General features: G+C 63.7%; 21 protein-coding genes, 1 tRNA gene and 2 pseudogenes. 5 read left to right on the forward strand and 19 right to left on the reverse strand.

The features are described from left to right. Positions 1-199: 199 nt before the first annotated feature. Entirely contained in the window at positions 200-661 is a 462-nt protein-coding gene (locus CPA42_RS12960) for an amidase family protein (RefSeq protein WP_002519488.1), read from the reverse strand. A gap of 92 nt (positions 662-753) precedes the next feature. Then, positions 754-1605 (reverse strand): annotated as a pseudogene (locus CPA42_RS13295) (amidase); the annotation flags it as partial. A 168-nt stretch (positions 1606-1773) separates the two neighbouring features. On the opposite strand from CPA42_RS13295, the gene CPA42_RS10930 reads away from it, so the two are divergent. Beyond that, positions 1774-2385 (forward strand): hypothetical protein, encoded by a 612-nt coding sequence (locus tag CPA42_RS10930; RefSeq protein WP_002516359.1) that lies wholly within the window; start codon positions 1774-1776, stop codon positions 2383-2385. Positions 2386-2446: 61 nt separating this feature from the next. Continuing rightward, positions 2447-2520, forward strand: a tRNA-Gly gene (locus tag CPA42_RS10935). 108 nt (positions 2521-2628) lie between these two features. Here the strand turns inward: CPA42_RS10935 and CPA42_RS13710 are convergent. The 4 genes and pseudogenes from CPA42_RS13710 to CPA42_RS10955 form a co-directional block, all read right to left on the reverse strand. Further along, positions 2629-2739: pseudogene (locus CPA42_RS13710) on the reverse strand (globin); the annotation flags it as partial. 83 nt (positions 2740-2822) lie between these two features. Continuing rightward, on the reverse strand, positions 2823-3212 hold the full coding sequence (locus CPA42_RS10940) for a type II toxin-antitoxin system VapC family toxin (RefSeq protein ID WP_002516267.1): 390 nt from the start codon (positions 3210-3212) through the stop codon (positions 2823-2825). Continuing rightward, positions 3209-3436: a FitA-like ribbon-helix-helix domain-containing protein gene (locus CPA42_RS10945; RefSeq protein ID WP_002514501.1), complete on the reverse strand. Its 228-nt coding sequence runs from the start codon at positions 3434-3436 to the stop codon at positions 3209-3211. The genes CPA42_RS10940 and CPA42_RS10945 overlap by 4 nt, the downstream gene beginning before the upstream one ends. 444 nt (positions 3437-3880) lie before the next feature. Continuing rightward, positions 3881-4951 carry a nucleoside hydrolase gene (locus tag CPA42_RS10955; RefSeq protein WP_002516308.1) on the reverse strand — a complete coding sequence of 357 codons (1071 nt, stop codon included), beginning with the start codon at positions 4949-4951 and terminating at the stop codon, positions 3881-3883. A 313-nt stretch (positions 4952-5264) separates the two neighbouring features. On the opposite strand from CPA42_RS10955, the gene CPA42_RS10960 reads away from it, so the two are divergent. Further along, a complete protein-coding gene (locus CPA42_RS10960; RefSeq protein WP_002516190.1) occupies positions 5265-5714 on the forward strand; it encodes a hypothetical protein in 450 nt (149 codons plus the stop codon). Here the strand turns inward: CPA42_RS10960 and CPA42_RS10965 are convergent. Further along, the gene (locus CPA42_RS10965) at positions 5711-5854 is read right to left on the reverse strand and encodes a hypothetical protein (protein WP_002519491.1); all 144 of its coding nucleotides are present in this window, start codon (positions 5852-5854) and stop codon (positions 5711-5713) included. The two genes, CPA42_RS10960 and CPA42_RS10965, sit on opposite strands and share 4 nt — an antisense overlap. Positions 5855-6080: 226 nt before the next feature. On the opposite strand from CPA42_RS10965, the gene CPA42_RS10970 reads away from it, so the two are divergent. Further along, positions 6081-6557 (forward strand): cupin domain-containing protein, encoded by a 477-nt coding sequence (locus tag CPA42_RS10970; protein ID WP_002516275.1) that lies wholly within the window; start codon positions 6081-6083, stop codon positions 6555-6557. Positions 6558-6868: 311 nt separating this feature from the next. On the opposite strand, the gene CPA42_RS10980 is transcribed toward CPA42_RS10970, so the two are convergent. Genes CPA42_RS10980 through CPA42_RS10995 form a run of 4 tightly spaced genes read right to left on the reverse strand, consistent with a single transcriptional unit; the run spans position 6869 to position 11305 of the window. After that, positions 6869-7513: a TetR/AcrR family transcriptional regulator gene (locus tag CPA42_RS10980; RefSeq protein ID WP_002519493.1), complete on the reverse strand. Its 645-nt coding sequence runs from the start codon at positions 7511-7513 to the stop codon at positions 6869-6871. Next, positions 7510-9303 (reverse strand): ABC transporter ATP-binding protein, encoded by a 1794-nt coding sequence (locus tag CPA42_RS10985; protein WP_002516295.1) that lies wholly within the window; start codon positions 9301-9303, stop codon positions 7510-7512. Before CPA42_RS10985 ends, CPA42_RS10980 begins: the two co-directional genes overlap by 4 nt. Then, positions 9300-11120 (reverse strand): ABC transporter ATP-binding protein, encoded by a 1821-nt coding sequence (locus tag CPA42_RS10990; protein WP_002516232.1) that lies wholly within the window; start codon positions 11118-11120, stop codon positions 9300-9302. The genes CPA42_RS10985 and CPA42_RS10990 overlap by 4 nt, the downstream gene beginning before the upstream one ends. Then, complete coding sequence (locus CPA42_RS10995) at positions 11117-11305, reverse strand: hypothetical protein (RefSeq protein WP_002519494.1); 189 nt, start codon at positions 11303-11305, stop codon at positions 11117-11119. The genes CPA42_RS10990 and CPA42_RS10995 overlap by 4 nt, the downstream gene beginning before the upstream one ends. Before the next feature lie 309 nt (positions 11306-11614). Between CPA42_RS10995 and CPA42_RS11000 the strand changes: the two genes are divergently transcribed. Beyond that, positions 11615-12298, forward strand: coding sequence for an EcsC family protein (locus tag CPA42_RS11000; RefSeq protein WP_002514512.1), 684 nt, complete (start codon positions 11615-11617; stop codon positions 12296-12298). Between the two features lie 30 nt (positions 12299-12328). Here the strand turns inward: CPA42_RS11000 and CPA42_RS11005 are convergent, their stop codons facing one another. The 8 genes from CPA42_RS11005 to pdhA form a co-directional block, all read right to left on the reverse strand. Next, positions 12329-13600: a threonine/serine exporter family protein gene (locus tag CPA42_RS11005; RefSeq protein ID WP_002519495.1), complete on the reverse strand. Its 1272-nt coding sequence runs from the start codon at positions 13598-13600 to the stop codon at positions 12329-12331. Positions 13601-13678: 78 nt separating this feature from the next. After that, positions 13679-14383 carry a hypothetical protein gene (locus CPA42_RS11010; protein ID WP_002514514.1) on the reverse strand — a complete coding sequence of 235 codons (705 nt, stop codon included), beginning with the start codon at positions 14381-14383 and terminating at the stop codon, positions 13679-13681. Continuing rightward, positions 14380-15732 carry a hypothetical protein gene (locus CPA42_RS11015; RefSeq protein ID WP_002519496.1) on the reverse strand — a complete coding sequence of 451 codons (1353 nt, stop codon included), beginning with the start codon at positions 15730-15732 and terminating at the stop codon, positions 14380-14382. The genes CPA42_RS11010 and CPA42_RS11015 overlap by 4 nt, the downstream gene beginning before the upstream one ends. After that, the gene (locus CPA42_RS11020; protein ID WP_002516364.1) at positions 15732-16466 is read right to left on the reverse strand and encodes an ABC transporter ATP-binding protein; all 735 of its coding nucleotides are present in this window, start codon (positions 16464-16466) and stop codon (positions 15732-15734) included. Before CPA42_RS11020 ends, CPA42_RS11015 begins: the two co-directional genes overlap by 1 nt. Next, positions 16467-16856: a hypothetical protein gene (locus CPA42_RS11025; RefSeq protein WP_002519497.1), complete on the reverse strand. Its 390-nt coding sequence runs from the start codon at positions 16854-16856 to the stop codon at positions 16467-16469. Between the two features lie 233 nt (positions 16857-17089). Continuing rightward, the gene (locus CPA42_RS11030; RefSeq protein WP_002519498.1) at positions 17090-18499 is read right to left on the reverse strand and encodes a dihydrolipoamide acetyltransferase family protein; all 1410 of its coding nucleotides are present in this window, start codon (positions 18497-18499) and stop codon (positions 17090-17092) included. A gap of 32 nt (positions 18500-18531) precedes the next feature. Further along, positions 18532-19536 (reverse strand): alpha-ketoacid dehydrogenase subunit beta, encoded by a 1005-nt coding sequence (locus tag CPA42_RS11035; protein ID WP_002519499.1) that lies wholly within the window; start codon positions 19534-19536, stop codon positions 18532-18534. Next, complete coding sequence (gene pdhA / locus CPA42_RS11040; RefSeq protein WP_002519500.1) at positions 19536-20591, reverse strand: pyruvate dehydrogenase (acetyl-transferring) E1 component subunit alpha; 1056 nt, start codon at positions 20589-20591, stop codon at positions 19536-19538. The genes CPA42_RS11035 and pdhA overlap by 1 nt, the downstream gene beginning before the upstream one ends. Positions 20592-20632: the final 41 nt, after the last annotated feature.

Genomic DNA, 20632 nt, shown 5'->3' on the forward strand with positions numbered 1-20632 from the left:
CCTGACCCACATTCGCCCCAGGACCGTTTCGGTTCTGGGGCGATCATTATGTGCGGCAGTCGCGGCAAGTGACGATTTTCGTCACGTCACGTCATTGTGCGCGGCCGTGGCTGCGCACAGGTCGACATGCAAAAACTCCCGCCCGGGCCCGTGGGCAGGCATGTCAGTGCTGCCACCGCAGGTAAGGCGGGAGTTTTGATCATCGGCAGCTGCGTTCGCAGTCCCGAGTATTTTCTAGGGCACATCCGAGTGCCAGCAGGGTGGCCTCGTCGTACAGCCGACCGCCAATCATGATGCCGATCGGCAGCTCGACACCATCGATCCTCGTGTTGTGCAGCGGCAGGCTCATTGCCGGGCGCCCGGTGATATTCCACAAGCTGGTCCACGGTGTGAAGCGACACTGGGCGTCAAAATCGGCCGCCGGATCCTCATCGTCCCGCAAAGCCCCAACTGGCAAAGGAGGCTGGGCCAAGGTCGGGCTAACAATGACGTCGAACCGCTGCCAATGCTGCCCGACTTGACGGGCCACCATCTGGATACCGGCCAACGCCTCGGCCAGCTCGACTCCGCTGCGACGTCGGCCCCCGGCCCGCAGCCAACGAGACATGGGTGTGAAGAGCTCCTCACGTTCGGACAGGACCGGTATCGCCGCCGCCCCCACTCCCACACGCACCGAAAAGAGTCCCACTCACGCGGGCCGAACGGGGCACTCGTCTGCTCGACGACGTGGCCCATGGACTCCAAGGTGGCGGCCGTCCGGTCCAATGCGGCCAGGATGTCCGGATGGACCTGGACGTCAGCGATAACCGGTTCGCGCAGAATTCCGATGCGCAGCCGTCCCGGATCACGGCCACAGGCCGACAAGAAGGTCTCGGTCGGGGTCGGGGCGTAGAAGGGGTCCCCCGGCCACGGCCCGGACAGCACGTCAAGAGCGGCTGCGGTGTCGCGCACCGTGCGGGTCAGCACCCCACCGCAGACCAGCCCGGGACCGTCGATCCCGTAAGGACCGGCCGAAACTCGCCCACGGCTGGGTTTGAGGCCGACGACACCGCAACATGACGCCGGGATGCGTATCGACCCGCCGCCGTCGGAGCCTTGAGCGATCGGCACCTGACCAGCCCCGACTGCGGCCGCAGCACCACCAGAGGACCCTCCCGCCATTCGGGTGTGGTCCCACGGAGTGACGGTCGCCGCCCGACCATCCGGCTCGGTGTAACAAGGAAGCCCAAACTCGGGAGCGGCCGTCGTACCGATCGGGATGGCACCGGCGGCCTTGAGCCGAGTGACGATGCCGTCGTCGTGGTCCGAAGGCGTCCCGCCGACAGCTCGGCTACCGACGGCTCGGGGCGCCCCGGCTAAGGCGTTGAGGTCCTTGACCGGGCAGGGAACACCGAACAGCGGGCCGGGACGGGCTTGTCCGGCATCGAGTTGACGCTGGAGTTTTCGGGCGGTGTTCCGAGCCCCGGTGTCATCGATCCAGGTCCAAGCGTGACATTCGTCGGCATGTGCCGCCTCGAGGGCGGCGTCGACAATGTCAAGGATCCCGACGTCACCAGCGGCGATACGGGTGGAGGTTTCCAGGGCGGTCAGTGGATCCATAGTCATGGTCCTACCACGTTCGGTGTCTTTTCCTTCGAGGCCCAGTCATTACGCCCGCATATCCGTATAAAAAATGGACTCTGGCGCAGCAAGCTAACCCGCTAGCCATGCCAACTCATATTCACGAGATTGGCCACTACGTCTAGGCTGGAATAACCCGTCACCAGGAGGATCGTGACCGAGCAGTCCACGCACCCAAAGCCCCGCCATGCCGAGCCAGAGGACGTCTCCCCGAGCGCACCGCCACGTGCCAGCGCCGAGACGATTGCCACCCTTCCCCCACCCGAAGTCCCCGAAGCCCAAGCCGCGTCGTCGGCAAAGGTGGGACGGATCGCCGCCGGGCTCTACCTCGCCGCAGCAGTCGCTGCCGCCGCTGCGCTTTTAATCGCGTGGTGGCAGTCCATCCATATGCAGACCTTCATCCAGGCCACAAACCTCATGACGTGGACCCACTCTCGTCCCGGATCCCTAGCATCAGTGCTCCTGGCCACCGCCATGATGTCCATCGCCGCCGCGATGGTGGCCATGCCCGGGATCCTGGCCGTCAATACCTGGCTGGGACGCCGGTGGGTACGTTGGGGTGCCATCGGCGGCGTTGCCGTCGGGTGCGCGGCAGTGACCCTCAACTGGGTGTCATGGATCGGGATGCCGTTCCTCATAGCCGCCGGCGTCATGGTCTGGCTGCCGCCGGTGAGACGCTGGATGGACTCGCTGCGACCAGTCACCCACGAAGCCGAACGTCCGACCTTTCCAATGAGGTACGGCAGGGTTCCCCAACACTACTGAGGTATGCGGGTTCGCACAGCTCTGACGTGGTGCGCTAGGCTATCTCAAGTCTTCAGACATTGCGGGCGTAGCTCAATGGTAGAGCGCCAGCTTCCCAAGCTGGATACGCGGGTTCGATTCCCGTCGCCCGCTCCATAGCCAGCAACGCAGACGGGCTCGACGACGTGAAGACGTTGCTGGACTAACGAGCAGCCCCGATGCTGGCCAAGAAAGTGGCTGAGCCACGATGCCCTCTTCGAGATCGTCCGGGCCATACATCGGCCACAGCACCTCATCGCACCGAACCCCCTCGTAGAAAAGGCGCACCAAGGTTTCAAAGGCGTCCATGCCTCCCACCCCGTCGTAGAAAGTCAGGAGTGCAGCGGGGCCTTCCTACCGTGGTGCGAACCATACGTCACTGGATGGCCGGATCCTACGCATGTGCGACAGCCACATGGTCATGTTGTGGGCACCACAGCGACATCGGGGGCTGCCACAGCCAGACGACGGTCACACGTCAACAGACACGCACCCAACAGACGCGCCAGCACCACGTACAGCGCGTCATAAGCAGACACGTTGTGCCGCATCTCCCACGCATCCACCATCAGTGGTTCCACCGGATACAACTCCACCTTGAATGCTCGGAAGTCCGACAATATCCGCATTGCCTCCGCATCGGTGATGAGATGCCCCAAGGAAAGGTTTCGTACGACATGGGCAATCTCTGCAGGCAGATGTTGGGGAGCAATGAACTCCTCGCCGCCCCATTGCTGCCATGCCGCATGCCCAACCGTGCTACCAACGAGCATTTCGGCGAGCACGGACGCATCGACGACGAGTGTCATCGTCCTTCCCGGCCTTCTTGCAACACCTCGACCATCGGTGGCAAATCCGTCCTAGCAGTCTGCGCCATGATGCGCTGCATCAACTGCTCGCGTGAGGGATTCTTGAGCGTGTTCTGTAGCACTTCCAGGGTGTATTCACTCAACGACTTGCCTTGCAAAGCCGCTCGCGCCTTGAGTTCCCTGCTGGTCTCCTCCGGGACGTTGCGAATCTGAATGGTCGCCATGCACTAAGCATAGCTGCCATGCACAGCGCATGCATATGGTTCTGTCGGCCTCGGCTACGACTGGCTCGGGTGTCCAGGACACCGGCATCAAGTTCAGACGATTCAACCCCAGCACTGAGATGCTTCAGTCACATAAGCTTGGACAGGAACTAGTTATTAAGTATCAGCTTTTGATGACGATCCTGGGATTCTGAGACGGATCAAGCCACCACAACGTGGCCTCCCACTCCGAATGAGAATTCACCCGCACACATCCGCCCGCGTGACTCCCAGCCGCACGAGGTTGAACAGCATGAGCTTGGTTGGCATGAGACCGAACTGGATGACCCGGCCGTGGCGCTGCCGCCACCGCGTCAACCGGAACCGCTAATTGCTTCTCGTCCCTGGTACATCCGGTCGCAGCTACGGCTGTCGCTGCCGCAAGAACGCAGGCAACTCCACGTCTCAGCCCAACCCCGTCCGCAACGTTGTCAAAAGATGCTCAATGAACCCCTCAGCATCAACTTCGCACAACAGGTCGACGTTGGGCTCTTTGCCCCAGCGCCCCAACTCGTCACCGACGGTCTGGCCACGGGTGAGCGTCCCGGTCAGCTCGACGTCGACGGCCAGTGGCCGCGTCGTCGCAAATCTCCCGGTCACCGCGTTGGCGACGACGAGCGGGTCGTGCAAGTACGCACACCATCCCAACCCGTCAGCCTCGTGGAACTCGAAGTAGAACCTCAGCGCGTCGGCCAAGACTTTCACAACCGGATGTTCCCCTAGCTCCTTCACAGCCCGACGATCCCTCTCGTCCAGCCTGATGACCTCAGTGGCCTGCAACGCCCCAAGCACGACCCGTTTGGACGCCTTCCCCCATGCCTCGAACACCTCATGGCCGGCCTCCGGGTCCACCGCGATGTTCCACTCGCTCGTCGGGCCGGTGTTGCCACGGTGGTTGATCGCTCCACCCATGACGTGCAGCCCCCGCAACAACTGCGGCAAGTCCGGTTCTTCCCGCAGCGCCAGCGCGAGGTTCGTCAGCGGCCCGGTGACGATGCCGACCAGCTCGCCGGGGTATTTCCGGGCAAGATCCACCCACAGTTGCGCACCGCTGCGCCCATCGGGGTGACGTCCGCAGTCCCCCAGCTGGGCATGCCCCAAACCGTGGGGTCCATGGGTCTCCTCGGCGGTCATCACCGGCTCGACGAGGGGCGCGTCCGCCCCACGCGCCACCGGGGCATCCATCCCGAGCAGCTCGGTCAGCCCCAGGGCATTGCGCAGCACGTCGTCCTGACCGACATTGCCAGCTGTCGTCACCACCCCGACGGTCTCGACATCGTCGCGGCTCGCCAGGTAGGCCAGCGCGAACGCGTCGTCAATCCCAGGGTCGCAATCGAGCAGAACCGGCAAGAAACGTGTGGGCATGGCGTCAGAATAGAGGCCCTCCACCGCACCACCGATCGTTGAGTCGTCCCACCTCACCTTCTGCTGAGGCTGTTCGGGCTGGTCAGAGCGCCTTTGCTCCAGGACTCGCACATCCGCGTGTCCTGCCCCCTCATTGTCCAACGGGTATGTGCCACACATTTCACTGTCCCCTGGTGCCGCCCTGCCCGAATCTTGGAAGGAATCATGCTCGACTGGGTGGACCTCATCATTCGTATCGGAGTCGGCGTCGGCCCCGGAACCCTCATCGAGATAGGAGCCGACGGATTCGGTGCAACTGATCCCCCATACCCTCCATACGGACACGTCTCGTAGCATCCCCAGTCCGGCCTGGAGCCCCTCGGTTTGGTCGTGAGCCTTCCTGGAGGACACTTGGCCTTGTCAGAGCAGGTCGTCAGCCACGTGCGTGACGACGCTGGCGAGCGAGTGTGAGGAAGTCATGACCATCGAGGAGAAGGAACCGTCCCGCGCTGAGAGGATCCTTGCGGGCACCGTCGCGTTTACGATCTGCATGGCCGTGGTGTTCGTGATCGTGGCGATCTTCATCGGTTGGCGCTGGTCGCTGAGGATGTTCGTCGGAGTCCTGCTCATCGGAATCCCCGGCGAGATCCTGCTGGAACTGGTTGGCGAGAACCGAATGTTCCCCCGCGGCGGAGGCAAACCGGGCCAGACACGAGCTGCACGTTTGCTCATCCTGACGCTCATCCTCGCCGCGTGGGCTCTCATCGTCCTCGCCCTCACCGCCCTCATCCAACCGTGGTACGGCGCCGTCGGGGAAATAGCGTGGGTCATGGTGATCGGGATCCTCGCGATCCTCATCCAGGGGATCCGGGACACCCGGAAGAAGAAGTCCTAGCCCCTCGCCATGATCACAGCGCCGAGACTCCTCCCTGGCGGCCTTTTGTACCTCTCACGCCAGGTGCTCAGGACGTCGGAGACCGTCGGCTGCTTGTCCGCGGGAACGCCGGACTGGAACTCGTCGTCGTGGATCTCCATGTCGAAGTGGGCCGACACAGCACGTACTCTCCTCTAGAGAGGCCTAGACCCCTTGGAATTGTCGAACATGTCGTCAAGGTGGGTGGGCAGGATAGTCTGGCCACACTGGCTGGATCCATCGAGATTGTGGGGCAATGGCTGCCTTGCAGATACCAATCCGATCGGCGCGACCGGTCACTGGCCCACACCCGCAGCACGAATCTCACCAGGAAAGGAAGCGTTGACCATGAAGATCAACGACAACGGCCCCAAACCGAACGCCTTCGACATCGAGACCGCAACGAAGGAGAACACGAACTACCGCACCACCGCCTGGACCGGTAAGTACCTGCAGGTGACGCTCATGTCCATCCCGGTGGGAGAGTCCATCGGCCTGGAGGCCCACCCCGACACCGATCAGTTCCTGCGCCTGGACTCCGGCAAGGGGCGCTGCGTCATGGGACCGGCTGAGGATCAGCTCGACTTCCAGCAGGACGTCAGCGACGGCTGGTCCGCCCAGGTCCCGGCCGGCACCTGGCACGACGTCATCAACACCGGTGACGAGCCGATGCAGGTCTACGCCATCTACGCCCCGGTCCACCACACCCCGGGCATCGTCCAGGAGACCGCTGCCAAGGCTGAGGAGGACGAAAAGTCCGGAGCCGACGTCCCACCGGAGTGGAGCGTCCAACCCGACAAGACCGCTGACGATCTGCACGCCTGAGGAATACCATCCGTCAGAGACCAGGCCGTCGCCAACGAGGGCGACGGCCTGGTCTCTGACGGAACGGCGTCATCACCGGTGTCACCGCCCCGACACATGGATCTCCCTCATCGACCGCGCGATCCTCGGATTCGCCGGGGCCTGCCTGGCCATGGCGTCGATCGGTGCCGTCACTGTCGTACTGACCGGCCGAGACCGTCAGCTCACCCTGGCCTTCAACTCCGCAAGCTGGGCCGTCGTCGCCCTCGACTTGTGGAGGCGGGATCGCGGGATGGGGATGCTGCAGGAGGATTCGCGGTCTGGGAATGCGATCACTTCTGTGCGACCGAGCCGGGAAACAGCCCGAGCTCCATGCCGGCGATGATGAACTCAACCTTGAGATCGAGGTTGCCGCGCTCACCCATCGACTGCACCCCGAACACATCCGGATGCCCTGCCGTCATCTCCCCGATCCTCTCAACGCCGGTCCGTCCTCCTTCATCAGCGGTCAGATAAGGCTGGATCGACACAAAGGTCTCCAAGGTGGTGTCCCCGACAAAGTCGAAGGCGAAAGCAGCCCCCTCGACCCCTCCGGGGACACCAAGCTCTGCCAGTCTCTGCACGATCGCCGCGATACGAGGCATCGCTGCCCCGAAGGCCTCTGGCTGAGCCATGAGCACCAGCGGAGCCTCTGGATACCGCTCGCACAACGCCCACTGGCGGTCGACAACCTGGCGCAGGGCGTCCTGCCAATTGGAGAAGTCGGGATCCGGCTCGATGTCCACCGCGATCTCCGCAATTGCGGCCAACTGCAATTCCTGACGAGAACTGAACTCCCGGTACAGGGCGGTGGCCTTCACCCCGAGACGATCAGCAACAGCCCTCAGGGTGAAAGTCTCGATGCCCTCGGCCAGGGCCGCGTCAATCGCCTGACGTCGCGTGAACGCAGGCTTGCGCCCTGGCCGTTTGCTGATCATTCGCGGCCCACGAGCGACCACCCCTCGGCCCGCTCCCGGGCATGCCACAGATCGGCGTAGACACCGCCGCTGGCAATGAGGTCGTCATGGGTTCCCACCTGGCAAACCCTACCGTTGCGGTCGATGACGACGATGCGATCCGCCGAACGGATGGTGTCGAGCTTGTGGGCGATGACGAGGATTGTCGAGGACTCGCGCAGCTGGGCCAGGGCGGCCTCGACGTGGGCCTCGTCCTCGGGATCGAGTGCGGAGGTGGCCTCGTCGAACAGCAGGATCGGGGCGCGTTTCAGCAAGGCGCGAGCCACCGGAACCCGTTGCCGTTCACCGCCAGACAGACGACGACCACCCTCACCGACGCTGGCATCCCATCCACCGGGCAGGCGAGCTGCGATCTCGTCGACCCCGGCCAGGGATCCTGCCTTCCATACCTGCTCGTCAGTGGCATCCGGGGCACCGATGCGAATGTTCTCCGCCAGGGTGGAGTCGTAGAGGTAGACGTCCTGGAAGACCATGGCGAGCTGACTCATGAGCTGCTCGGTCGTCTGGTCGCGCACGTCCAGTCCCCCGACACGCACCGTCCCCAAGTCGACGCCCCAGAACCGCGCCATGAGCCGGAACAGGGTCGTCTTGCCAGTCCCCGAGGGGCCGACAATGGCCGTCAAACCCCCCGCTGGAGCAGTGAACGTGACGTCATGGACGACCGGGTGCTCCTTGTCATAACCGAAGGAGACGTCCTCGAGGGACACCTCACCGGGAGCTGTCATGTCGCTCGGGGCCTCGGGCTCGGGCAGCACCTCCGCCGAGAGGATCTCGTCGACCTCACTGACCGGCTTGCGCGCGGTCTCGACGGACAGAGCAGCCGAGACGACGTCCTCCAACACCTTGGCGTAGCGCAGCGAGACGCCGACGAAAGCGACCGTCGCGACCGGGGCGAGGGTGCCGTTGCTGCCCATGCGCGCGGCCAGCACGATGAGGACGACCGCGACCGCCTGGGCACCCAGACCCGAGAGGAAGTTCGCCGTCACGCCCAGCCCCAGACACTTACGAGCGGCGCGTTCATTGGCCCGGCGTGCATTCCGAAGCGGCTCGTAGCCCTCGGCTCGTCCGGCGGCCCTCAGCACTGGTTGGGTCTCACAGAACTCGACGATGCGGGCAGCCAGTTCCTGCTCGGTCGGCTGGACCACCGACTCACCGCGAAGCCACAAGGCCCGCGAGGCGATCATAATCAGACACATCGCAGGCATCGAGATGAGCAGGGACAACCCCAACTGCCACGACCAGAACCACGAGAGCACCATCATGACGACGGTGGTCGCGGCACCGCGCACGAGTGGGGCGGTGAAATGTGCCAACCCCTCGCCCAGGTGCATGAGTCCCTGAATGAGAAGGCGGGACAGGCGGCCGAGGAAACTCGAGCGGAACCATCCCAGTGGCAGGCTCGCCACCTGGTCGCCGATGCGCACGCTGAGTTTTCCCATGACATCCATCGCGGCGAGATAGCCGATCGTCGACTGGAAGTACGTCACGACGGCCCCGGCAACGGCCAAGGCGGCGAGCACCCACACCCAGCCCTGCCAGGTCAGTCCCATCGAGGATCCACCCTCGACGAATGCCGTGATCGTCGGGATGACGGCAAACAGGCCAACCCCCTCGAGGGTTCCCTGAAGACCTGCCAGCCACAGGGAGCGACGGAACTTGGCAGCCCCTTCCTCGGTGAGAAGGGGCCTGAAGGTGTTCAGGAGCAGGATGTCGCCCGCCCAGGAAAGGCGGGAGTTCATGGTCGTGGTCATCGGGTGGCTCCTTCCATCGCTCGCCCTGCCGACAGACGCGCCCAATAGGGCTGATCGGCCAATTCCTCGGACGAACCGCAAGCTGCGATGCCACCGTTCTCCATGACGCAGATGACGTCGGCTCCGGCCACCGACTCGGCGTGGTGACCGATGGCGAGCACGGTTCGGCCTCGGGCCAGTGCGGCCAGGGCCTGCTGGATCTCCGCCTCGCAGTCCGGATCGGTGGCGGCCGTCGCCTCGTCGAGCACGAGGATCGGGGCGTCGGCGAGCACGGCGCGAGCAATGGACAACCGCTGTTTCTGACCACCCGAGAAATCAGTGTCATCCCCCAAGACGGTGTCGAAACCCTTCGGCAGGGCGTCGATGTCGTCAAGGATGTGGGCGGCACGAGCAGCCTCGCGCACCTGATCGTCGGTGGCGTCGGGACGAGCCAAGGTGATGACGTCACGAATGGACCGACGCTGCATGTACGGATCCTGGAGGACGAAGGACACCAACCGGTAGAGGTCATTCTGGGCAACGTCCTTGAGGTCGACCCCACCGATGCGCACCACCCCGGAATCCGGGTCGCGAAAGCGAGCGAGCATCGTCGCCAAGGTCGACTTGCCCGACCCCGACGGCCGGACCAGAGCCGTGACAGTTCCTGGACGCAGTGTCAGGTTGACATGACTCAGCGCCGGAATGACGCCGTCAGGGGTGAGGTAGGAGGAGCTGACGTCGTCGAAGGTGACCGTCATGTCGTCAGGAATCCGCACGCTGACCTGTGGATGGCTGATCTGCTCGATGGACAGCACGTCCTGCAGACGCAGAGCCGCGTTGCCGGCCTGTTGGTAACCCCATGCCATGTTGCCCAGTACCTCGATGGTGCGCGGCAGGACCAGGGCGATGAGTGAACAGGTGAGGACGTCGGTGACGCCCACCCAGCCGGCCTTGGCCATGAGTAGACCGAATCTTAGATTGATCGCCATGAGAGCTGCCACCGAGATCACCGACAGAGACAGGGCCGACGCCTTGATGAGCGGGCCACACCAGTCCCAGTAGAACCGGGCGAACTCCTCGCACGCACGGGTGAAGCGACGATGGGCCTTGCCGGTCTGTCCGACGTTCTTGACGACGTGGATCCCCTCCGTCAGCTCGATCGACGAGGACGAGATGTCGGCGAGCTTGTCGTCCATCTCGGCGGTCTTGGTGGCCATGTCTCGCATCGTCACCCACTGCAGCAGGGCGTAGATTGGGAAGGTGGCGATGGAGAGAAATCCCAGCCGCCAGTCCACCACGAAGGCATAGACGAGCAGTACGAGCGGAACTCCCACGGCTGCGGTTTGCTCAACGGGCGCATGGGCGACGAGCATGTGGATCTGGACGGTGTCGTCCTGGATGGCCTTGCGCACCCGACCGGTTGACGACGAGCTGAACCAGGCCAGTGGGGCCTTCGAGATGCGGTCGATGATGCGGTCCTGGAGTATGTTGCGCAGCTTGATGTCGGCGATGTGAGTGATGACGAGGGCCAACACGTAGAGCAGGGCCTGGAGGCAGAAGGCCATCCACAGCACATTGGCGGTCCGGGTGAGCGCCTCGTGGTCGACGTGGTCACCTAGCAGGATCGCGCCGAGTCTCGTCAGGGCGACGTACGGGGCAAGGGCGACGATGCAGGACGCAATGACGAGGATCCGCGCGATCAGGACGTACTCGCGGATAGGTTTCATGATCGACGACAGGGCCTTGCCACCGGCACGGTGCTTGGTCTGGTAGTCGCGAATATCTTCCGGTGCGGCAGCGCCGGGGCACACCTGCGGGGACGTGGAGGTCTTGCTCACTTCGTCAGTCCTGCCCGCTGGAAGTGCTTGCGACCCACCTTGATGCCCAACCAGCCACCGGCCAGCCCCAGCAGGAAGACGATGACATAGAGGAACAGGGTGCGTGGGTCCACAGCGCCGTGGAACCCCCGAGTGCGGGGCCGATGGGTGGCGGTCAGCGCGCTTCCAGCCATGGCGCGGGCCATCGGGAGCGGGTGGATGTCACCTTGTCGGGCCACGGTCACCTCGTCACAATTCGTAAGGCAACCCTAACTCATTAGTTATCCTCGTTAATAAATAGGAGTCATTCACGTCCTGGCAAGGAGATACACTCACAGGCCAGACAGGCGGTCCTACTGGTGACGCCGGAGGGCACACCACGTTCGGAGGAATCGCGGCCTCGTGCAGGCGCGATCACCACGGGCATTGCCCGTCACCACCTCAACGCGAACACCACAGGACTCGCCCTGCCCCCACGGCTACCCTTGAAGTGAGTTGATCGAGAGGAGACCCTCGTGGGAATCGGAAGCAACATCGGCAAGGCCCTGCTGGCTCAGGCACCCGACATGGCACCCGGCGCGGCCGTCTCGATGCTGCGCAGCATCCTGGGATTCGCCATCGACGGTGCCTCGTCGCTGCCAGGAGCGCGTCAGGCCGCTGGCAAGACCCTCACCAAGCACGACGGTGACGTCGAACAGGCCATCAGCTCCCTCGTCAACCAGCACATCGCCATGGCCGGTGCACAGGGATTCGTCTCCAACCTCGGTGGCGTCGTCACCTTGGCCGTGACCATCCCCGCCAATATCTCGGGCGTCGCGATCGTCCAGGCCCGCATGGTGGCTGCCATCGCCCACCTGCGCGGCTACGACCTTGACGACCAGCGCGTCCGGACCGCCATCCTCGCCACCCTCATGGGTCAGCGTGAGGTCGACAGCCTCATTCACGAGGAGAAGCTTCCGACGACCCCGATGGGCATCGCCACCGCCCCGGTGGGGGACGCCGATCTGGAGAAGGTTGTCGCCCGTAACCTCGTCAACGTCCTCATGGGCCAGGTTGCGGGCAAGAAACTGCCGGTCTTCGTCTCCAAGCGCGTGCCCGTGTTAGGTGGTGGAGTCGGAGCCACCACCGACGGGTTCACCACCTGGAGCGTCGCTCGTTACGCCCGCAAGCAGTTCCCGACCCGCCGCCCGCGCGGCTGAGGCCAGGATCTGTGTTCGGCCCGGGAGGCGTCAGAAGGTTTGCCGACGGCGTGCCCCGGGCCGACGTGTGCGGCTGCGACGAAGCAGTCCGACAGCCCGCGCAGCCGTCGTGCCGATGAGCAGACCCAGCGCGATCGAGCCAATGATTCCCGTGGACTCCAACGCCGTCGCGCCAGCCACGGGGGTGCCCGCGCCCAGTTGGGTCAGGGACACCAGGCCCAGGGATCCCGGGACCAACAACCAGAAGCTCGGCAGGAAGAGCACCAGACGCGGTAGTCGCGGGCGATGCATCTCGATCACCGATGATCCGAAACTCGCCACGGTCGCTCCCAGCAGGCCGCCGCCCCAGGTGGCCCCGGCAACCGTCTGGCCGATGATCTGGAAGGTCAGGGTGGTGGCCAACATGAGGGCCACCCACGGGACGAGGTATCTGGGTATCGACTCCATGAGACTCATCCCGGCGGTCAGGAGCAGGACGCCGAGGAATGGCACCCACAACCCTCGCCAGGGAATGATCTGGTTGTTGAGCTGGTCGACGGGGACCTTTGTCAGCCACGCCGCACCGAGAACACCCGCTGTGAACATGGCCAACTGGGCGGTCCCGAACCCCAGACGCGACGCGCCCGCCATCATCGCCCCTGCCGCCAGTTCAGCCACCCCGGTAACGATGAGGGCACCGGGAAGCAGCACCGCGATGGGCGGCAGCAGGCTTCGCAGCGGCCCCTCGATGAGTCCGAGTCGCGCGACCCAGAAGGCACACAGTGCGACGACAAACGCGGCCAGGAACGGGGTGAGGACGGCCAGGGCCTTCCTCTTGCCGGACAACCATATGAATCCGGCGGTGACCTGACCGGCCAGCACGGAGAACAGCACGCTGGGCCACAACGGCTGCAGTACCAGGGCGATGCCCGAGGCGACGCACACCATGCCACCATGCAGACCCAGGCGCGGGTAACGTGGCGGGATGGAACGCAAGTCCCGCAGTTGCTCGAGGGCCTCGACCGGGCCGATGGTGCCGTCGAGGAGCTGCTGACGGATACGAGCTGTGGTGGCGCTCTGGTCCAGACGGATGGTTCCTTCCACCGATTCGAAGGTTGCGGGGGTGCCACCTCCCAGGCTCACCACGACCCCGGTGGGCCAACCCTGTACCTGGACGTCGGGGCATCCCAGGTACCGACCGACGCTGCGGGTGTCGGCCTCCACCTCGTGCACCGGCTGACCACCGGCGATACCGGCTGCGGCAACGTAAGCCAGCAGTCGGCGGACGCCATTTTCGTCGAGCTCGTCCACTCCAGGCCCCATCGTCGATACCGTCGCCAGGATCAATCGTCGCGCACCTTGGGCCCTTCGGCACGCCAGTGGCCGAAATCAATATACGGGTCAGGGACGTAGGGATTTCACTCCGCCCAGCCCTCGTGCATACCCGACAACCCCGAGGAGGGCACAGACGGCAGCACACACCACAGCCACAACAGACACCCCCCGCACACTTCCCTCGACGGCAGCTGTTTGTCCTAGATAGCCGCCGGGGAGAAATCGCAGGAAGGTGTTTGACTGCGCGACGACCATGATCAGGTAGGCAAGGGGGCCGCACAATGGCCCACTTTTGCGCGACAGCACCCCCGTGGCAAACAATGCGACACCGGTGCACAGCAGGCAGGTGACCGAGAACCCGATGAATGGAGACCACGGCAGCTGAAACCGCGCGGGCATTTCCGGTACTAACACGGAATCACCATCGGGTATTAATTCGACGGGAAGCGACCGCAGTATCCACCCCGTGAGCAGTGGAAGAGCAGCGGCGCACAAGCATATCCACAGCCCCATTGACCCATACCCAATTTCCAGGGAGCGAATCGAAGCTCTCTCGACCCACCCCATGCCCGACGAGACGCACCACATGATGGTGGCGCAACCGACCAGACTGGTCAGCTCGAGACCTGTCACAGGGCGATCCCACACGTCCCCCGATGCCACCGACAGACGCGTCTTCCACAGGAAAAAGGCCACGACAACGGCCGCAACCGGCACGGCAACAAGGGCTACGGCATGGCGCCCTTTCAAGAAAGTCACGATGCTCATCATCGGTGCAGATCGCTGGAGGTCAACGAGCACCCCTCGATCGCCTGACGATGGTGCGTGTACCACTGGCGAAATGCGGTGACATCCATGCCGTCAAGGTCATTTCGTTCCGAACTTGGCGCATCATCATACTGGAATCCAGCCAGCCGAAGAATGGTGCGTTCCACGGAATTAACGCCGTCGAAGGCCTCGATCTGCTGGGGTGTCATCTCTGTAGAGAAAGTACATGCGTCTTGACCGGAAAAAGACTGAGCCAGACCCTGAGCCGTCATATCCGATAATTGTTGCGCAGAATCATATACGGTCGCATGTCCGAGATCCATGACGAACTGCTTGCTGCGTGCGTGGTATCCAGGCTCAGCAAGTAGGACGTCGTGAGGTACCGCCGTAGGCGGCATGACGGACACGACGCGCTGAGCGGGTTGCGCGTAGGACAAGGCGAGACTGCGATGTGCCGGCATGACGCACACCCGTACGTCTTCGTGTGACGAACACCCGAAGGCCAGTGGCGCATCGCGGAACAACGGCACTGGCATGACGACCCCCAGGGCAGCGATGATGAGCGGTGGGGCGACCAGGGCCACACATGGCACCACCCGACGCCACGTAAAACCGCCGGAGCGAACCGTGGACCAACGGCTGGCAGCCAGGATGCACGAGACGGAGACGATGCAAAAGAAGATGGTGCGCATGGTCACGGCCGAGGCCGTGGCGGTGTGGTTGCCACTCGGCTCTGCCATGTCCATGGACCACGCGAAGACCACCGAGCCATACCCGGTGTTGGCAAAGAGATTCTCGTTGACAAGGACCGGTATTCCGACCACAGCGATGCACACAACCGGCGCCACCACCCACACGATGGGGTGGGACACCATCGCGGCTACCAGGTGAGCAACGGCCACCAGAGCCGGGAAGGACAGCAGAACGACGATAAGGTCTGCGACCTCGGGGGCAGTCGGGGATGCGTTGATCCAGGCCTTGACGACCAGGGGCGCCGCAACGACAACGGTCCCGATGAGCAGGGCAGCCGCCTGACGCCAGAACCAGTGCCAGTGGATGCTGAGAATGGACCTTGCCGGAGCAACCCCGACAATCATGTCCGACGGTGCCATGCGGGCCGCCGATCCTGCCCCGATGAGGCCGGCCACGATGGCCCACAACATACTGGACTCCCGGATGGTGACGGTGACGTCCTGCACCTGCCACACTCCCCAGGACCATGATCCTCGCAGCGCAATGAGACTGCAGACGGCACCGCTGGCCGTTACGAGAATCGCATACCATGATGGGAAGGGGAATGCCACGCGGTGGAGACCACGCAACGGGCGTATATCCCGGGGCGACACGGACATCAGGCTGCCTCCCCGAGGAGGGTGAGGTACCCAGCCTCAGCATCGTTGGCGTTACGGACTGGATGCTTTTGACCAACAGATTCCAGGTCAGAGTACGAGCCCTCGAAGATCAACTCTCCCTCGGAAAGGACGGCAAGCTGCGACACGAATTCCTGGAGGTCCTCAAGCAGGTGCGTCGAAACGATGACCGTCCGATCCTCGGCAAGTTCACCGAGGAGGGATCGCACCCCGATCCTGGATGCCGGGTCGAGGCCGACTGTCGGCTCATCGAGCAGCAGCACAGCCGGATCTCCGACAATTGCACACGCGATTCCAAGCCGCTGGCGCATTCCACCCGAAAGAGACTGGACGCGATCATCGGCGCGGTCGACAAGCCCCACACGATCAAGGGCCGCACCTGCCCGTACACAGCACTCCCTCGATTCAACTCCTCGCGCCCATGCCGCATATTCCACGGCCCTCCGGATGCGAAAATGCAACGGGAGGGAAAACCGCTGGGGCAAGAATCCGACCATACTACGAATGGTATTGACGTCATCGCTGACATCGACACCATTCACCCGAAAATGACCGGACTCCGGTTCCCGTAGTGTTGCGAGAATACTGAGAAGTGTCGACTTTCCAGCCCCATTCGGGCCGAGCAACCCCCACAACCCAGAGTCAAACTCACAGGAAATATCGACGAGGCTACGCCGACGACGATACCGGTGCGATATGTGCTCGAGTTCGATCATTCATCCGACCCGAGTGTAACCCGATTTCGTCTGGGCTCCAGTCGAACTATCAACCCTGGTATAGACATCCCAGCCGTGCTTACCATGACCAGTAACGGTCAGGGATGCATTCTTTACATTAGTCCTGCGTGCGGATGCCATACGACTATCCGGCCAATGCGAGATCTGGTGATACTCAGCGACTGCCACGGATCCTACGGTGTCGGCGCAGCTCTGACGCCCACCAGTCCCGGACATCGTCGTGCCATGCTGGACAGGCTTATTTGCAAACAAAGAACAATGGCTTGCGTTAGCCTGCCCGGCGATCATCGTCATCCCAGCGCTCACCGTCATAACACCTAATACGATAGTAGAAACCAGCTCCTTGCGAGATCTCATCTCCATCACCATTTTCTCAACTAAAGATGCCACGCGGCTACATAGCCATAATCCATACCTTCAAGGCAGCGGTCATAATATCACGTATCCACCCCTGTGGCCAGTTAACCCGCTGCGACCTGTCGTACCAGTGAAGACACGAGGGCACAGCAGTAGCGCCATGGCGCGTGACGATCACACGCTAAAACAACCTCGTCCGCGGTGAAAACACCGCACTGACATCCTCGACCAGCGGCCAAGGTCGATCAGTACAGCATTGCCGAGGCCGGGTCCGAGAGAATCTCCGCAACGTCATGGAGGAAGGTCGAGCCCTCCTCGCCGTCAATGAGGCGATGGTCGAAGCCGAGGCTCATCGTCGTCACCCACCTGGGCACGACCTCCTCATCGTCACCGGTCCCGACGACCCACGGACGTCGAGCGATCGTCCCGAGAACGAGGATCGCCGATTCGGTGCGGTTGACGACCGGAGTCCCTGCGTCAAGGCCAAACACCCCAACATTGGTGATCGAGAAGGTGCCGTCGGTGTAGTCGGTGGGCTGGAGCTTTCCCTCCTTGGCGATGGCGACGATGCGGGTGATCTCCTCGGCCAGCTCGAGCATCGTCATGTCCTGGGCGTTGCGCACCACGGGCACCATGAGGCCGCGCGGGGTGGCCGCGGCGATGCCGAGGTTGATCTGGTCGCGGAAGACGATCTGGTCGGCGGCGTCGTCCCAGCGGGCGTTGACGACCGGGGTGCGTCCCATCGCCAGGCACACCGCCTTGCACCAGATGGTCAGCGGGGAGACGCGCAGTCCCTTGAACCTGCGGTCGGCACGCAGCCGGGCGACGAGGTCCATCGTCGGGGTGACGTCGCAGGTGAGGAAGGCCGTCACGAGGGCCTTGGTGTCCAGGGAATCCTTCATCGCCTTGGCAGTCACTTTGCGGACGCCGCGCACCGGGACCCTGCGAGTGTGGCCGTCAGGCTCGGTCGGGGCACCGCCGAGGAGACGACGAGACATCACCGACAGGGTCGCGAACTCAGCGTCGCCAGCAGAGGCACCGACGACAGGTGGTTCAGGCGCGGCTTGACGACCGGCCTCCGCTGCCGCCTTGACGTCGCTCCTCGTCACCGCCCCCTGCGGGCCGGTGCCCGTCACCGTCGAGAGGTCGATGCCGAGGTCGGCAGCCAGACGTCGGGCCGGGGGCTTGGCGAGGACATGCCCGGCGCGGTCCATGCGCGGCGGATCCTGGCGCCTGGGCTGTGTCGGCTGCACAGGTTCGGGAACGGGCTCGACATCAGTCTCTGGACCGGTCTTGAGGGTCGGCGTCTGGGGGGCCTTCTCGGGTGCCCTTTCAGCCGACACCGCAGCTCCCCTGCGACGACGGCGTCGACGTCCGGACTCCGCGGTCAGGTGACCGACGAGGAACTCCGGCTCCTCCTCGGGTTGGTCGTCGGAACCGTCGTCAATGGTCACCAGTGGCTCTCCCACAGCCACCGTCTCGCCGGGCTCGGCACACAGCTTCGCCACGGTCCCGGCGAAAGGGCTGGGGAGTTCGACGATCGACTTGGCCGTCTCGACCTCGCACAGCACGTCGTTGATCTTGACGGTGTCACCGGGAGACACCCGCCAGGAGACGACCTCTCCCTCGGTGAGCCCTTCGCCCGGGTCGGGCATGCAGTAGTTCTTCACGTGAATGCCTCTCAGAATCAGAAGGCCAGGGAGCGGTCTACGGCGTCGAGAATGCGGTCGACGTCCGGGATGTGTTCCCCCTCGGCCTTGGCCGGCGGGTAGGGGGTCGACCAGCCGGTGACTCGCAGTACCGGGGCCTCCATAACGTAATAAAGCTCCTCACCCAGCCGAGCCGCGATCTCCGCGCCGACACCCTGGGTGCGTGGCGCCTCCTGGACGACGATGGCCCTTGTCGTACGGCGCACCGATTCGTAGACAGTCGCCATGTCGAGCGGGGAGAGGCTACGCACGTCAATAACCTCGAGTTTTCGCCCCTCCTGGGACGCCTCCTTCGCCGCCTCCAAGCAGGTATCGACCATCGGGCCGTAGCAGATCAGGGTGACCTCCTCGCCGGAGCGCGCGATTCGGGCCTGGTGCAACCCCAGCGTCGGTGTCTGCGCAACGTGGCCACGGGTGTAGTACCGACGTTTCGGCTCAAAGAAGATCACCGGGTCGGGGCTGTCAATGGACTGACGCAGCATCCAGTAGGCGTCGTCAGGGTTGGAGCAGGTAACCACCTTGAGACCAGGCGTATTCGCATAGAAGCCTTCCGGCGACTCGGAGTGGTGTTCTGGCGAGCCGACACCGCCTCCGAAGGGGATGCGGATCGTCACCGGCAGGGACCACCGGCCACCGACGCGAGCCCGGTATCGGGCCAGCTGGGAAACGATCTGGTCAAAGGCTGGGGCACTGAAGCCGTCAAACTGGATTTCCACACACGGGCGGTACCCGCGCATGGCCATACCAATCGCTGTTCCGACGATGCCTGACTCTGCCAACGGCGTATCGATGACTCGACGGCCACCAAACTGGGCTTTGAGGCCGTCCGTGATGCGGAAGACACCACCGAGGGTCCCGACGTCCTCCCCCATGAGGACAACACGATCGTCGGCTGCCAGAGCATCGGATAAGCCAGCGTTAAGGGCCTTGGCAAGGGTGGTCTCCCCCTGCGGACGCGCACTGCGCAATACTTCCTCGCTCATCACTTATCCTCCTCCCACGACGCGATTTCCTCGGCGTCAGCCAGGACGTCGGGGGTCGGCTCGGCGTACACGTCCGCCATAAGGTCAGCCATCACAGGCGTGGCATTCTCGTGAACAGCAGCGCGAACCTCAGCACCGAAGGCGTCCTCACGCTCAGCGAGGCCGTCAAGCCACACCTGGTTGATAATCCCGCGGTTCTGCAAATACGTGCGCAGCCGGACGATGGGGTCGGTCTTACCCCACGTCGACTCCTCTTCTGCGGTGCGGTAGCGGGTGGGGTCGTCGGTGGTGGTGTGAGCACCCATCCGGTAGGTCCACGCCTCGACGAACACCGGCCCCTTTCCGCTACGGGCATATTCGAGGGCCGATCGCAGCACGGCCATCATGGCGATGACGTCGTTGCCGTCGACTTGCACGGCAGGGATGCCGAACCCGGTGGCGCGGCGGAAAAGAGACGTGGGCGACTGCACCGTGGTCGGCTCTGAAATCGCCCACTGGTTATTGACGCATACGAATACCACGGGGGCGTTCATCGAAGCCGCAAAAACATAAGCCTCGTTCGTGTCCCCCTCGCTCATCGCGCCGTCACCGTGGAAATCCAGCACGGCAGCCGGATCACCTCCAGCCTCGACGTCACGCTGGACACCCATGGCATAGCCGACGGCATGCAGGGTTCCCGACCCGATCATCACTGGATATGCGCTGAAGTGGGTCGCGACGGTATCCCAGCCGCAGTGAGAGGTCCCGTCCCAAGCTCCAAGGATGTCAGCCAGACTGACGCCCATGGCGTGGGCCAGGCCCTGCTCGCGGTAGGTGGGAAACACCTGGTCTCCCTCTCTCAGTGCCAACCAAGCGCCAGCCTGGGTGGCCTCCTGTCCCAATAGCGGCGGCCACAAACCCAATTCGCCGTGGCGCTGCAGGGCGGTAGCCTCGACGTCGAAGCGTCGCGTCATGACCATCATCTCGAGAGCCTTGACGAGGTCGTCGTCGACCAGGTCAACAGGAAAGTCGGGGTGTGTGGTGAGGCGTCCCTGCTCGTCGAGGATCCGCACCATTGCAGGATCAGGACGATTAACGGGGTGTTGCCGCGCCGGAA

The sequence above is a fragment of the Cutibacterium acnes genome (genome assembly GCF_003030305.1).
GTDB classification, from domain to species: domain Bacteria; phylum Actinomycetota; class Actinomycetes; order Propionibacteriales; family Propionibacteriaceae; genus Cutibacterium; species Cutibacterium acnes.

Coding starts and splice junctions, on each gene's coding strand:
- CPA42_RS10980 (WP_002519493.1), bottom strand. CDS start 7,513: ATGATCAGCAAACGGCCAGGGCGCAAGCCTGCGTTCACGCGACGTCAG.
- pdhA (WP_002519500.1), bottom strand. CDS start 20,591: ATGGTGCGGATCCTCGACGAGCAGGGACGCCTCACCACACACCCCGAC.
- CPA42_RS10940 (WP_002516267.1), bottom strand. CDS start 3,212: ATGACACTCGTCGTCGATGCGTCCGTGCTCGCCGAAATGCTCGTTGGT.
- CPA42_RS11015 (WP_002519496.1), bottom strand. CDS start 15,732: ATGTCCGTGTCGCCCCGGGATATACGCCCGTTGCGTGGTCTCCACCGC.
- CPA42_RS10995 (WP_002519494.1), bottom strand. CDS start 11,305: ATGGCCCGCGCCATGGCTGGAAGCGCGCTGACCGCCACCCATCGGCCC.
- CPA42_RS10965 (WP_002519491.1), bottom strand. CDS start 5,854: ATGGAGATCCACGACGACGAGTTCCAGTCCGGCGTTCCCGCGGACAAG.
- CPA42_RS11020 (WP_002516364.1), bottom strand. CDS start 16,466: ATGATCGAACTCGAGCACATATCGCACCGGTATCGTCGTCGGCGTAGC.
- CPA42_RS10985 (WP_002516295.1), bottom strand. CDS start 9,303: ATGACCACGACCATGAACTCCCGCCTTTCCTGGGCGGGCGACATCCTG.
- CPA42_RS11005 (WP_002519495.1), bottom strand. CDS start 13,600: ATGGGGCCTGGAGTGGACGAGCTCGACGAAAATGGCGTCCGCCGACTG.
- CPA42_RS11030 (WP_002519498.1), bottom strand. CDS start 18,499: ATGCCCGACCCGGGCGAAGGGCTCACCGAGGGAGAGGTCGTCTCCTGG.
- CPA42_RS11035 (WP_002519499.1), bottom strand. CDS start 19,536: ATGAGCGAGGAAGTATTGCGCAGTGCGCGTCCGCAGGGGGAGACCACC.
- CPA42_RS11025 (WP_002519497.1), bottom strand. CDS start 16,856: ATGGTGATGGAGATGAGATCTCGCAAGGAGCTGGTTTCTACTATCGTA.
- CPA42_RS11010 (WP_002514514.1), bottom strand. CDS start 14,383: ATGATGAGCATCGTGACTTTCTTGAAAGGGCGCCATGCCGTAGCCCTT.
- CPA42_RS10970 (WP_002516275.1), top strand. CDS start 6,081: ATGAAGATCAACGACAACGGCCCCAAACCGAACGCCTTCGACATCGAG.
- CPA42_RS10945 (WP_002514501.1), bottom strand. CDS start 3,436: ATGGCGACCATTCAGATTCGCAACGTCCCGGAGGAGACCAGCAGGGAA.